14 protein-coding genes are annotated in these 13037 nt (G+C 59.9%); 9 read left to right on the top strand and 5 right to left on the bottom strand.

From position 1 onward, the window contains the following. The first annotated feature begins 73 nt into the window (after positions 1 to 73). The 9 genes from V6L79_RS12150 to V6L79_RS12110 all read left to right on the top strand — a co-directional run bounded on the left by V6L79_RS12150 (position 74) and on the right by V6L79_RS12110 (position 7352). Positions 74 to 1024, top strand: a complete 951-nt coding sequence (locus V6L79_RS12150) for a siderophore-interacting protein (RefSeq protein WP_338580284.1) — start codon at positions 74 to 76, stop codon at positions 1022 to 1024. A gap of 164 nt (positions 1025 to 1188) precedes the next feature. Then, entirely contained in the window at positions 1189 to 2397 is a 1209-nt protein-coding gene (locus tag V6L79_RS12145; protein WP_261741746.1) for a PepSY domain-containing protein, read from the top strand. Then, positions 2394 to 2936, top strand: a complete 543-nt coding sequence (locus tag V6L79_RS12140) for a thiamine pyrophosphate-binding protein (RefSeq protein ID WP_338580283.1) — start codon at positions 2394 to 2396, stop codon at positions 2934 to 2936. The genes V6L79_RS12145 and V6L79_RS12140 overlap by 4 nt, the downstream gene beginning before the upstream one ends. Then, complete coding sequence (locus V6L79_RS12135) at positions 2933 to 3268, top strand: hypothetical protein (protein ID WP_261741744.1); 336 nt, start codon at positions 2933 to 2935, stop codon at positions 3266 to 3268. The genes V6L79_RS12140 and V6L79_RS12135 overlap by 4 nt, the downstream gene beginning before the upstream one ends. Continuing rightward, positions 3265 to 3819 carry a DUF6162 family protein gene (locus V6L79_RS12130; protein WP_261741743.1) on the top strand — a complete coding sequence of 185 codons (555 nt, stop codon included), beginning with the start codon at positions 3265 to 3267 and terminating at the stop codon, positions 3817 to 3819. Before V6L79_RS12135 ends, V6L79_RS12130 begins: the two co-directional genes overlap by 4 nt. 34 nt (positions 3820 to 3853) lie before the next feature. Next, complete coding sequence (locus tag V6L79_RS12125; RefSeq protein ID WP_261741742.1) at positions 3854 to 4792, top strand: metal ABC transporter substrate-binding protein; 939 nt, start codon at positions 3854 to 3856, stop codon at positions 4790 to 4792. Further along, positions 4789 to 5541: a metal ABC transporter ATP-binding protein gene (locus tag V6L79_RS12120; protein WP_338580282.1), complete on the top strand. Its 753-nt coding sequence runs from the start codon at positions 4789 to 4791 to the stop codon at positions 5539 to 5541. Before V6L79_RS12125 ends, V6L79_RS12120 begins: the two co-directional genes overlap by 4 nt. Then, positions 5541 to 6440, top strand: coding sequence for a metal ABC transporter permease (locus tag V6L79_RS12115; RefSeq protein ID WP_086796244.1), 900 nt, complete (start codon positions 5541 to 5543; stop codon positions 6438 to 6440). The genes V6L79_RS12120 and V6L79_RS12115 overlap by 1 nt, the downstream gene beginning before the upstream one ends. Beyond that, positions 6441 to 7352, top strand: coding sequence for a metal ABC transporter solute-binding protein, Zn/Mn family (locus tag V6L79_RS12110; RefSeq protein ID WP_321836125.1), 912 nt, complete (start codon positions 6441 to 6443; stop codon positions 7350 to 7352). A gap of 61 nt (positions 7353 to 7413) precedes the next feature. On the opposite strand, the gene V6L79_RS12105 is transcribed toward V6L79_RS12110, so the two are convergent. The 5 genes from V6L79_RS12105 to V6L79_RS12085 form a co-directional block, all read right to left on the bottom strand. Then, entirely contained in the window at positions 7414 to 7635 is a 222-nt protein-coding gene (locus V6L79_RS12105) for an MbtH family protein (protein ID WP_261741739.1), read from the bottom strand. A gap of 59 nt (positions 7636 to 7694) precedes the next feature. After that, a complete protein-coding gene (locus tag V6L79_RS12100; RefSeq protein ID WP_338580280.1) occupies positions 7695 to 9083 on the bottom strand; it encodes an aspartate aminotransferase family protein in 1389 nt (462 codons plus the stop codon). Between the two features lie 90 nt (positions 9084 to 9173). Then, positions 9174 to 10583: a D-serine/D-alanine/glycine transporter gene (gene cycA / locus V6L79_RS12095; RefSeq protein ID WP_261741737.1), complete on the bottom strand. Its 1410-nt coding sequence runs from the start codon at positions 10581 to 10583 to the stop codon at positions 9174 to 9176. Positions 10584 to 10901: 318 nt separating this feature from the next. Then, entirely contained in the window at positions 10902 to 12230 is a 1329-nt protein-coding gene (locus V6L79_RS12090) for an ATP-binding protein (protein ID WP_261742403.1), read from the bottom strand. Then, a complete protein-coding gene (locus V6L79_RS12085) occupies positions 12230 to 12910 on the bottom strand; it encodes a response regulator (protein WP_261741736.1) in 681 nt (226 codons plus the stop codon). Before V6L79_RS12085 ends, V6L79_RS12090 begins: the two co-directional genes overlap by 1 nt. Positions 12911 to 13037 lie beyond the last annotated feature (127 nt).

The following is a 13037-nucleotide window of genomic DNA, read 5'->3' as shown; positions in this document are numbered from 1 at the left end:
GCTACAAGTCGCCGTTAAATTCAGGCTCCGACTAGTCGTTATATAAACGACTCCTGTTCACTAAGGTGCTGTTATGTCCGCCGTCACCTCTCTGGTACAAAACCTGCGTAATCGACTCAATAAACCCACCGCTTACCAGGTGTTCGATATCCGGCTCAAGCATCGAATTGCCTTGAGTCCGTCGCTGATGCGTTTTGTGTTCAGCGGCAGCGATGTGGCACTTATGCGCACCCTGGCACCGGACCAGCGGGTCAAACTTTTCTTCCCGAGCGTCGACGGTATCGCTCCCAACCTGCCCAAGCAGGGCGACTGGCGAGCACACATACGCGACCTTGGTTCCGAACAGACCCCACCCATGCGCACTTACACCATTCGCGACCTGCGCGTGGAATCGGCCGAGCTGGACATCGACTTTGTCCTGCACGGCGAAACCGGCCCCGCCTCGCGCTGGGCGCTGCAAGCCGAGATCGGCGATCAACTGCAAATCATCGCTCCCAACGGCGCCTGCCGAGAGGACCCCGGTGGTTATGAATGGCAACCACCTCAGGGCGTGCGCACAGTGCTGTTGATCGGCGACGAAACCGCCCTCCCGGCGATTGCCGGGATCCTTGAACAACTTGCACATCACCCCGACCCGCCCCAGGTACAAGCCTTTGTCGAAGTACCCGAAGAGTCTGACTGCCTGCCTTTGGTCTGCGGCCTTAACGCCAAAGTTCACTGGCTACCCCGCGCCAGCCTGGGCAAACAACACGGCGACGGCATGCTCCTCGCCGCCCGCGAACTGGCCAGCCTGCCGCCCCGGCGCAGCCAAGCTCAAGGCTGCGCGGCGCTGCAAGAACTTGACCTGGACAACCAGCGCCTATGGGAACGGGCGAGCGCCAAACACAACGACTTTTATGCCTGGGTGGCCGGGGAATCGACGGCTGTGATGGCGATAAGAAGGTTTTTCGTCAATGAGTGCGGCATGGACCGCAAGGGGCTGACCTTTATGGGGTACTGGAAACTGGGGCGGTCGTTGGGGTGAACGCAGCCTCGTTCCTGCATCAACGGCTGCAGGCATACGGGGTGCGAAACATTTTTTTACAACTCTGGCTTCGGGTTTTGAACGTCTCATTCGTCCTACATGGATAAGCAATCGCTTCTCAATGGCGATTAGACACCCGCCCAGCCGCGAGTTTGCCGTTCCCCATGTCCAAAAAGTCCCGTTCTAAACTCTGGTTTCTGGTGCACAGCTGGTTGACGCTGCCTATCTGGTTCTTTGTGTTGATTGTCTGTGTGACCGGTACCTTGGCGGTGGTCAGCCAGGAGATTGTGTGGCTGGCCACCCCCGAGGCCCGTGCCACTCAGCCGTCGGATGACGCGCCACTGCTGACTTATGAGCAAGTGCTCAGTGCCATTCACAAGGCCGAACCGACACTGGCCGTGCAGTCGATCAGCCGTCCGGACGAGTCGCATTTTGCCCTGGTAGCCGATGTGGTGTACCCGGACGGCCGCTCGCCAGCGCTGTATATCAACCCTTACACCGGGGCAATTCAGGGTGAAAGCCCAAGCTTCGACTTCAAGGCCTTTACCCGCGCCCTGCACGGCTGGTGGCTGGTGCCCTTTACCAATGGCTACAGTTGGGGCTGGTATCTGGTGTCATTCCTCGGCTTGCCTTTGCTGGCATCGCTGGTTACCGGATTGGTGGTCTACAAGAAGTTCTGGAAAGGTTTTTTCAAACCCAACCTGCGCTTCAAGCACGGTGCGCGGATTTTCTGGGGCGATTTCCATCGTCTGTGCGGCATCTGGTCGATCTGGTTTATCGCGGTAATTTCTATCACCGGCCTGTGGTTCCTGATTCAGGCCTTTATGTTCGATAACCAGATTTCCATTTCAACCGCAGGTAACCCGCCCGTTGTGGCGCGCCAGGATGTGCCGATCATGCCGGACGGCAAACCCGCGCCGCAGATCAGCCTCGATCAGGCAGTCAAGATTGCCGCCGAAAACATCCCGGGGCTGGAAGCGAGCTTTGTCAGCCTGCCAAGCAATGCCTACGGCCATATCGAAGTCGGCGGTCCCGGCTGGTATCCGTTGTTGTTCCAGACCGCCGAGATCAACCCCTACAACGGCGCAATTGAAGGCTCGCGGATGATCGCCGACCGCTCCGGGCTGGAGTTGGTCACCGAGTCGATGCGCCCGCTGCACACCGGTGATTTTGGCGGATTGTGGGTCAAGCTGATCTGGTTCTTCTTCGGTTTGATCCTGAGCATGATGGTCTTGAGCGGCTTGCTGATCTGGACCAAGCGCACCGCCCTGGCCACCGCCAACGCCCTCAAACGCAGTGAAAAACCCAAGCGCGCGCCAAAAACCCAGACCGTTACGGCGCATAGCCCACAGCCCGAAGAGGTCAATGTATGAGCAAGGCAGTGGCTGCACAGCCAGCGTCCAGCCTGAGCAGGCTGTGGCACAAATGGCGCTTTCACATAAACATCCTGCTATTGCTGGTGCCGCTGGGCTTTATGCCCAAGTACTTTGCCGATGCTTCGCTGTTTCGTGGTGACAGCGGCTTGGGCGAGCGAGACATCGGCACCGTGCAGGTCGGCCCCTGGAGCCTGCAACTGGCCGAGTTGCGCAACGAGGCCCCACGCCCCGACGGCCCGGCCGGGTACATGAAGAGCTTTAACGCGGCCCTGTGCGACACCTGTATCGATCAGGTCAAGGCCGCCTATCTGCGTATCGGCAAGCCGCGCAGTCTGCGCGCCGCCGGGGTGATTTTTTTCGGCACGCCGTACCGCATGGGCGCCACCTTGCCAATCCCTGAGCGCACCAAGGCCGACGCAGAACTGTGGATCACCCTTGAAGGGTGGGACGGTTCCATGCATCAGGCATCCATTTCCCTGAGTCAGGCATCACCGGCAACCGTGGCCTGGCTGACCAAACAAGGAGGCAAGCCATGAGTTCGCGCCTGTTTAAACAACCTGCCTTGGCGGCAGGACTGTTTGCATTGATCGGTTTTTGCGGTCAGGCACTGGCCCACAACCCGATGTGTGAGTGCAAGGCTGTCGAAGACGGGCAAATCCGTTGCACCGGCGGGTTTTCCGATGGCAGCGGCGCACCAGGGGTGACCCTGGACGTCATCGGCTACGACGAAACCATCCTGGTGCCCGGCAAGCTGGGAGCGGACTCGACCATGACCTTCAAACGCCCGGATTCTGAGTTTTATGTGCTGTTCGACGCAGGCCCCGGTCATATCGTTGAGATTGACCAAGCCGATATCGAGGCCCCATGAGTACTCAAGTCGTGCGCCCGGCCGGGGCCGGGCATGAAACCCTGTATGTGTTGCTGTTGTGCCTGCTGATTCTGACGGTGGCCGGTTCCGTGGTGGCCTGGCGTCATGAATCCCAGGAAGTGACCTCGGTGGCCACCCATCAACTGGATGCGCGACGCGACCTGACCGCGGCCGAGCAAGGCATCTACGCCGACTTGCGGGTCACCCTGGACGAGATCCAGTTGCTGCGCGAAGAGTCCAGCACCCTGCCCCAACCAGCACAACTGGCCGAAGAAGGCTTCGCACCCTTCGCCAGCGATGCCAGCTCAGTCAGCCGTGGCAACCATGCCTGGCAGTTGCTGGGCCAGCAGGCGTATCTGGGAGTGAGCCCTAACCCCGAAGTGGCGGGCTCGTTTTTGATGCGTATCGCGGATCAACCGGACATCTGGCTCAACCGCCAACATGCCGTCAGCCCACCCGTTGATCTGAGCGATGCGGCCCTGAACCAGAGTGGCTGGCAGCAAGTGATCGCGCAATTCGATGCTGGAGTGACTCGTCAGCATCGGCACTGAACCCACCGCTTGACCTGAGAGAAGACTGCTCGCCATGTCGATTTCATCTGTTGTGCGTCGCCGCACCTTGTTACTGGCCGCCCTGTTTGCCGCTTGCCTGTCACCACTGGTGCATGCCGACACCCCGACACCGCTGGCCAAGCCGTTGCGCATCGGTATCACCTTGCACCCTTACTACAGCTACGTGGCCAATATTGTCGGCGACAAGGCCGAAGTGGTGCCGCTGATTCCTGCAGGCTTCAACCCCCACGCTTATGAGCCACGCGCCGAGGACATCAAGCGCATCGGCACTCTGGATGTGATCGTGCTCAATGGCGTCGGCCATGATGACTTTGCCGACCGCATGATCGAGGCCAGCGAAAAGCCGGATATCCCGGTGATTGAGGCCAACCGCAATGTTCCGCTGCTGGCTGCCACCGGCAACGCGGCACGTGGCGCGGGCAAGGTGGTCAACCCGCACACCTTTCTGTCGATCAGCGCCTCGATTGCTCAGGTCAACAACATTGCCCGCGAACTGGGCAAGCTGGACCCGGCCAACGCCAAGACCTACACCGCCAATGCCCGCGCCTACGGCAAGCGCTTGCGCCAAATGCGCGCCGATGCCTTGGCCAAGTTGACCCAGGCACCCAACGCCGACCTGCGCGTAGCCACGGTACACGCAGCTTACGACTACCTGCTGCGTGAATTCGGCCTGGAAGTCACCGCAGTGGTTGAACCGGCCCACGGCATCGAACCGAGCCCCAGCCAGCTGAAAAAAACCATCGACCAACTGCGCGAACTGGACGTGAAGGTGATCTTCTCCGAGATGGACTTCCCTTCCACTTATGTCGAGACCATCCAGCGCGAGTCCGGGGTCAAGTTGTACCCGCTGTCACATATTTCCTATGGCGACTACAGCGCCGACAAGTACGAAAAAGAAATGACCGGCAACCTCAATACCGTGGTCAGGGCAATTCAGGAGGCCGGCGCATGACTGCTGCTGAACGATTGTCAGTAAAGGTCTGCGGCCCCGGCGTAGAGTTTGATCAGGTTTCGCTGACCCTGGGCTGCACGCCCATTCTGGATCACGTCAGCTTCAGCATCCGCCCCGGCAGCGTGCATGCGCTGGTCGGGCCTAATGGCGGCGGTAAAAGCTCGCTGATCAAGACGCTGCTGGGGCAAATGCCCCATCAGGGTCGACTGTGCCTGAACTGGCCCGGCGAACCTGGGCTGATCGGCTATGTGCCGCAAGCGCTGGAATTCGATCGCGGGCTGCCAATGACCGTGGATGATTTTATGGCCGCCATGTGTCAGCGCCGCCCTGCCTTTATGGGCCTGTCGCGCAAGGTGGCCCCGGCCATCGGCGAAGCGCTGGAGCGGGTTGGCATGCAGGACAAACGCAAGCGGCGCATGGGCGCACTGTCCGGTGGCGAACGCCAGCGTGTGCTGCTGGCTCAGGGTTTGATCCCGGCACCGCAATTGCTGGTGCTGGATGAGCCCATGTCGGCGCTGGACGAGGCCGGGGCGCGGGTATTCGAACGCTTGCTGACCGACTGGCGCCAGGCCGGGGTCACTGTGGTCTGGATCGAGCACGACCTGGCAGCCGTCAAGCGGTTGGCCGAACGCGTTACCGGGCTCAACCGTCAGGTACTGTTCGACGGCCCGCCTGAGCAGACCCTGAGTCCCGAGCGTTTGCTGACGCTGTTCTCAACCCATCCCAAGGCTCACGGGAGCGCCCTTTAATGAGTTACGAAGCGTTCCGTTTGATGGTTCAGGGCTGGGCTTCTGCGGGCTATTTGCCCGAAGTGCTGGCTTACGGTTTTGTAGTCAATGCCCTGCTCGCAGGGCTGCTGATTGGCCCGGTGCTGGGCGGGTTGGGCACGCTGGTGGTGGTCAAGCGTTTTGCGTTTTTCTCTGAAGCCGTGGGCCACGCCGCACTGACTGGCGTAGCTATCGGCATCCTGCTGGGTGAACCCTACACCGGGCCTTATGGCAGCCTCTTCGGCTATTGCTTGCTGTTCGGGATCTCGCTCAATTACCTGCGCAACCGTACCGGGCTGGCACCGGATACGTTAATCGGGGTTTTTCTGTCGGTGTCATTGGCCCTGGGTGCCAGCCTGCTGCTGATTCTGGCCGGCAAGATCAACGTGCATATCCTCGAAAACGTACTGTTCGGCTCGGTGTTGACGGTCAACGGCAACGACTTGCTGGTGCTGGCGGTGGTCGGTGCGCTGGTACTGGGCCTCAGTTTGCCGCTGTACAACCGCATCATGCTGGCCAGTTTCAATCCACAACTGGCCGCGGTCCGCGGGGTTGCGGTGAAGTCACTGGATTACCTGTTTGTAATTCTGGTAACGCTGATCACCGTGGCGGCAGTCAAGGTCATCGGTGCAATTCTGGTCGGCGCGCTGCTGGTGATTCCAGCAGCGGCGGCACGTTTGCTCAGCCAGTCACTGAAGGGCTTTTTCTGGATTTCGGTGTTGATCGCAACAGTCAGCACCTTGTGCGGCATCCTGCTGCCCATTGTGTTTGACCTGCCGATTCCGTCCGGCGCCGCAATCATTCTGATGGCCGGTATCGCCTTCGCTCTTGCCGCCATCGCCCGGGGCGTAGTCCCCAGCCTGAAAGGGAATATTGGATAAATGTTCACTCTGCGCAAACTCTCGCTGGCCCTGGCCATCACCGGGCTGCTCGGCACTTCAGTACTGGCCGCCGATTCAGCAACGCAACCGGTACGCATCCTCGCCAGCCTGCCGATCACTTACGGGCTGGGCGAGTTACTGCTCAAGGACAGCAACGTGACTCTGGAGCGCGCAGCAGCCGCCAACCTGCCCGGCAGCCGGCAAAGCGCCTACTTCAGTGGCCGCGGCGCCCCGGCCCTGCATAAGCTGGCCACAAACGCAGACGCGGTGATTGGTCTGCGCTCGGTCTGGAGTGACGACCCGCTGTACCCGATGGCGCGGCGCAGCAATATCCGCATTGTTGAAGTGGACGCGGCGCGCCCCGTGGACGGCAGCCTGCCGGGGATTGCCGTGCAGCCAGGCGCGCACATCGATGGCCTGAACAGCCAGCCCTGGCTGACCAGTAACAATATGGGGCGCATGGCAGATGTAATCGCCGCCGATCTGGTACGCCTGGCGCCGCAAGCCAAGGGCACAATCGAAACCAATCTGGCGACCCTCAAACAGCGCCTGCTCAAACTCAGTGCTGACAGCGAAGCGCAGTTGGCCAAGGCTGACAACTTGAGTGTGGTCAGCTTGTCGGACCGGCTGGATTATCTGATTGGCGGGTTGAATCTGGAACGGGTCGAGGTGGATCACAAAGGTGATGAGCGCTGGACGCCCGAGTCACTGCAAGCACTGACCCAAACCCTCAAGGACAATGACGTGGCCCTGGTGCTGGACCATCGTGAACCGGCTGCGCCAGTGAAGGCAGCGATTGCCGAAGGTGGCAGTGAACTGGTGGTGATCGGTGCTGAAGGCGCCGATCCGGTGGCTGAATTGCAGGGCAATATCGACGCTATCGTCAAGGTTCTGAACAAGAGCCAAGGGTAATATCGGTCTTTATGAGAACCACAAAAAGCCAACCGAGTGTTGGCTTTTTTCTCTGTGATTGTCAGTGCGTCGTTACTGCATCCATTTTCTGACGCAGGCTCAAGGGCCGCATATCGGTCCAGACTTCTTCGATATAGGCCAGGCATTCAGGCTTGAGGCCACTTTTGCCCACGGCGCGCCAACCTTCGGGAATGGCCTTGTAATCGGGCCAGATCGAATATTGGTCTTCGTGGTTAACCACCACTTGGAAGAGGATGTCATCGCGGTCAAATACTGAACTCATGTCCGGGTCTCCGTGCAGTTAAGGAATACAAGAAACAAACGATTGGTCGCGGCCCGGAATTACAAACGGGTGATGGCTGCCGCCATGGCATTGCCGAAAATGGCCGCCACTTGATCGACTTCAGCGGCGGTGATGATCAACGGAGGCAAGAAGCGCACCACGGCGCCCTGACGTCCGCCCAGCTCCAGAATCAACCCGCGCTTGAGGCATTCGCGTTGCACTAATGGCGCCAGGCGCCCAAAGGCCGGTGGATGGCCCTGCGCATCAAGCTTGCCAGCCGGGTCAACCAGTTCCACACCCAGCATCAGCCCGCGCCCGCGAATATCGCCCAACTGCGCGAAGTCACGCTGCAGGATGTGCAGGTGTTCGCTCAGGCGCTCACCCATGGCCGTCGCGTGAGCAGCAACGTTGTGCTCCTGCAGGTAGCGCATCACCGCCGAGCCTGCGGCCATCGCCATCTGGTTGCCACGGAAGGTCCCGGCATGGGCACCCGGCAACCAGGTGTCGAGCCATTCGCGGTACACCACGACGGCCAGCGGCAAGCTGCCGCCGATGGCTTTGGACAACACCACGACATCGGGAACAATGCCTACATGCTCAAAGGCAAACATCTTGCCGGTGCGGGCAAAGCCGCTCTGGATTTCATCGACGATCAGCGCCACACCAGCCTGTTCGGTGATGCGCCGCAAACCGCGCAACCAGTCAAGATCGGCCGGAATCACGCCGCCCTCGCCCTGCACCACTTCAACAATCACCGCAGCCGGTAACTGCACCCCGGCTTCGGGGTCGGCGAAGAGGTTTTCCAGATAGTGCAAATTGGCCTGCACCCCCGCCTTGCCGCCCAACCCGAACGGGCAACGGTAATCGTAGGGGTACGGCATGAACTGCACGCCGTTGCCGAGCAAGGCAGCCAAGGGCTTTTTCGGCCCCAAGCTGCCCATCAGGCTCAGCGCGCCCTGGCTCATGCCGTGATAAGCGCCCGAAAACGAGATCACGGTATTGCGCCCAGTGGCGGTGCGCACCAGTTTCAAGGCGGCTTCTACCGCATCGGTGCCGGTGGGGCCGCAAAACTGGATTTTCGCTTCACAGCCCAAGGCTGGCGGCAGCAGACCGAACAGGTCCTGGACAAACTGGTCTTTGACCGGGGTGGTCAGGTCGAGGGTATGCAGCGGCAACTCATCGGCCAGCACCTGTTGAATGGCGGCAATAACCACCGGGTGGTTGTGCCCCAGCGCAAGGGTCCCGGCACCCGCCAGGCAGTCGATAAAACGGCGGCCTTCGACGTCTTCGACATACAGACCCCTGGCCCGTTTCAGGGCCAGTGGAATGCGTCGAGGGTAACTGCGGGCATTGGACTCCTGACGGCTCTGACGGGCCAGCAGCGCTGACTCTTCAAACTCGTAAAGCGCCTGGGGCTGTTGTTCGACAAGACTGATAGCAACTGACATTTCTGGGACCCTCAATACGCAGATGAGATTGACCAAAACTTCCTGCCTTGGAAACGCATCAGCGCAGTGAGGATTTACATCGAAAGCGGATTAATCTGCCTCACAGGCCAGGTTCGCCACCTCCAGTTTGTTGCGGCGCACCAAGCGATACCCCACGGCCAACAGCACAAACCAGACCGGCACCAGGTACAACGCCTGACGGGTATCGGTTTCCAGGGCCAGCAATACAAGGATAAACACGAAGAAGGTCAGGCAGACCCAGACCATGAACTTGCCACCAGGCATTTTGTATTTCGAGGCACGGTGCAGGTGATCGCGTTTCTTGCGATACGCCAGGTAGGACAGCAGGATCATGGTCCAGACAAACATGAACAAGGTCGCCGAGACCGTGGTGATCAGGGTGAACGCCTCCATCAGGTTCGGCACTACGTAAATCACCAGCGCCCCCGCCAGCAGACAGATACAGGAGAAGATCAGGCCATTGGAGGGCACTGCGCGCCGGGACAGGTTCTTGAACTTGCTCGGAGCGTCACCATCCATCGCCAATCCGAACAGCATGCGGCTGGTTGAGAACACGCCGCTGTTGGCCGAAGACGCCGCAGAGGTCAGCACCACAAAGTTGATGATGCCAGCGGCGGCGGGCAAGCCTGCGAGCATGAAGAGCTCAACGAAGGGGCTCTTGTCAGCCACCACATCGCGCCACGGGGTAACGGCCAGGATCGCAATCAGCGCGAACACGTAGAACATGATGATGCGCAACGGAATCGAGTTGATCGCCCGTGGCAGGTTACGTTCCGGGTTTTTGGTTTCTGCGGCGGTAGTGCCCACCAGCTCAATGCCGACAAAGGCAAAGACTGCAATCTGGAAACCGGCGAAGAAGCCCATCACCCCGTGGGGAAACATCCCGCCGTCATTCCACAGGTTGGTCAGCGATGCCGAGTTGCCGGTCGGGGACTGGAAAGCTGTGGTCACCATATAGAGCCCGGTGCAGACCAGCGCGCAAATGGCCACGATCTTGATCATGGCAAACCAGAACTCCAGCTCGCCGAACATTTTCACCGTGATCAGGTTCAGCGACAGCAACAGCGCCACGCAACCGATTGCCGGGAGCCATAGCGGGATATCAGGGAACCAGAAGTGGGTATAACCGGAGATGGCAATCACATCGGCGATGCCGGTCACGATCCAGCAAAACCAGTAGGTCCACCCGGTAAAGTAACCGGCCATGGGACCCAGCAGGTCGGCCGCGAAATCGATAAAGGACTTGTACTTGAGGTTGGATAACAGCAGCTCGCCCATGGCGCGCATCACGAAAAACAGCATAAAACCAATGATCATGTAGACAAAAATGATCGAAGGGCCTGCCAGGCTGATGGTCTTGCCCGAGCCCATGAACAGACCCGTACCGATGGCACCGCCAATGGCGATCAGCTGTATATGGCGATTGGAAAGGCTGCGCTTGAGTTCTGGTTCTTCTGTGACAGGTCGGTGATTTTGCATGAATCATCCTTTTATTATTCTTGTACGGGGTCCTTAAACCAGACAAACATCATGCTCATCCGGTGCGGATCAAGGACAGCAGCACGTTCTGTGCCAGTCCCGTACAAGCGATCAAGTGGGCCGTTTATGCGCCGTGGAGTCTGTTTAACTGGAATGGAATCACTCCACAAAAAGCCTTCTGTGGGTGGTTCAATAGAGCGCGGTTACTGTAGACCATGGCCCAACTGAAGCTGTAACGAAATCAGTCCACTGGAGCGTATTCGCACCGGCTGCCGCATCGGGAACAGGTGGGAGCAGGCTTGCCCTGCTCCCACAGGGTCAGGCAACTGTGCCTTTCAACGGCATCCGCAACTCAACCCGCAAGCCATCGGGCTGGCTGTCGAAGATCAGTTCGCAGCCGCAGCGCTCGACTATCGCCTGCACAATTGCCAAGCCCAGACCACAGCCATTGCTGTTGCCATTGCGCCAGAAGCGCTGGGTCATATGCTGCAGGGTTTCAGGAGGAATGCCGGGGCCGTGGTCGCGCACCACGAAGCGTACCTGCGGACCTTCAACGGCAACCGTCAACTCGACCTGAGTGCCCGCCGGGGTATGGCGCAAGGCGTTGTCCAGCAGGTTGCGCAGAGCAGCAATGGCCAATACCGACGGGACCTCAAGCGCCGTGGCCGGCAAGTCTTCCGGCAGGTGCAAACGGATGCACTCATCAGCGTCACCGGCCGCATCATGGATCGCCAGGCGCGCCACTTGCTCGGCCGAGCAATTGACCCCGTCGTCAAACGACAGGCTGCCTTCAACCCGCGCCAGCAGCAGTAATTGTTCGAGGGTACGGTGCAAACGGTCGGCGCCGGCCTCGGCATGGGCCAGTGACTGTTCGCGGGCTTCGCCATCGGTCATGCGCGCTACTTGCAGGTGGGTTTTGATCGCGGTCAGGGGGCTGCGCAGTTCGTGTGCGGCATCACCGGTGAGCCGTCGCTCGCGCTCAATAGCCTTGGCGATGCGCGCAAACAGCTGGTTCTGCGAATCGAGCAATGGCTTCAGTTCGCTGGGCAGTGGCGCGATTTGCAGCGGTTGCAATGAGTCGGCATCACGGCGCATCAAGGCATCGCGCATCCGGTTGAGCGGCGCCAGGCCCTGGCCGATGCCCAGCCACAGCAGCAGCAAACAGACCATCAGCGCCATGCCCACAGGCACCGATGCGGCTAACAATACCGAAAGGTTCAAGGCCTCGCGTTCGATCTGACGGTCAGCTGTGGTGATACGCAGATCACCACGATCCAGGGTAAAGGTGCGCCAGGCGGCGCCGTCGATGATCTGGTCGTGGAAACCCGCCGCTTGCGACTGCATCGGCTGGTCCGGATTATTGTGGCTGCGGGCCAGAATCTCGCCGCGCAGCGAACTGACCTGGCATGCCATACCGCCGGGAATGGTCAGTTTTTCGGCACTGAAATGGGTACCCGCGCCTTTTACCGGCAATTGCGGCAATTGCTCCAGTAACCCTGCGACCATGCGCGCCGAAGCCACCAGGCGCTGATCGAGGGAAAACATCATTTGCTGACGCAAATCGCTGAGCATCCAGGCCGCAGCCAGGGCCCAGACCAGAACAAACGCCGAGCCAATGGTCAGGCTCAAGCGCAGGCGCAGGCTCATCATGCCTCGGACTCTGCGCCATCGGCATGGCCCAGGCGATACCCCAGGCCACGCACGGTTTCAACAATACCGTTGCCCAATTTACGCCGCAGGTGATGGATATGTACGTTCAGGGCATTACTCTCCAGTTCGTCGCCAAAGCCGTAGATGCTGTCCTTCAGTTGCTCACTGGACAGCACCCGCCCGCGGTTATGCAGCAAGGCTTGCAGCAGCGCCTGCTCGCGGCGGGACAAGTCGACCGGTTGGCCCGCGAGCAGAGTCACGCGACTGCTCGGGTCGTAGCTCAGGGGCCCATGTTCGATCAGGTTGACGCTGCGCCCTGCCACTCTGCGCAGCAACGTGTGCAGGCGGGCAGCGAGTTCGCGCAGGTCAAAAGGCTTGAGCAGGTAATCATCGGCACCGGCTTGCAGACCGTCGACACGGTCGGTCACCGAGTCGCGGGCAGTCAGAATCAGCACGGGCAACTCCAGCCCCTGCTGACGCAACTGTTGCAACAGTTTGAGGCCATCTTCATCGGGCAGACCCAGATCAAGCACCATCACATCGAACTCGGCGGCCTTGAGCATCGCCCGCGCCGCACTGGCCGTACCCACATGCTCGACCGTCAGGCCCTGGGCCGTCAGCCCGGCCTTGATGCCGCTGGCGATCAGTTCGTCGTCTTCGCAAACCAGTACATGCATGCTGATACCCGCGTAAATGAGCCAATTAAAAGGTCATGGGATTAAGGGCCGATTATGCCGTGTACACCGCGATATGCATCGGTTAATGATCGGTTAATCGCAGGAACACACTGTAGCGGTACTTGAA

Origin of the sequence: Pseudomonas sp. ML2-2023-6 (assembly GCF_037055265.1) — a bacterium.
Taxonomy (GTDB): Bacteria; Pseudomonadota; Gammaproteobacteria; order Pseudomonadales; family Pseudomonadaceae; genus Aquipseudomonas; species Aquipseudomonas kulmbachensis.
The sequence above is the reverse complement of the archived record's forward strand: the minus strand, read 5'-3'. Positions and strand labels throughout refer to the sequence as shown.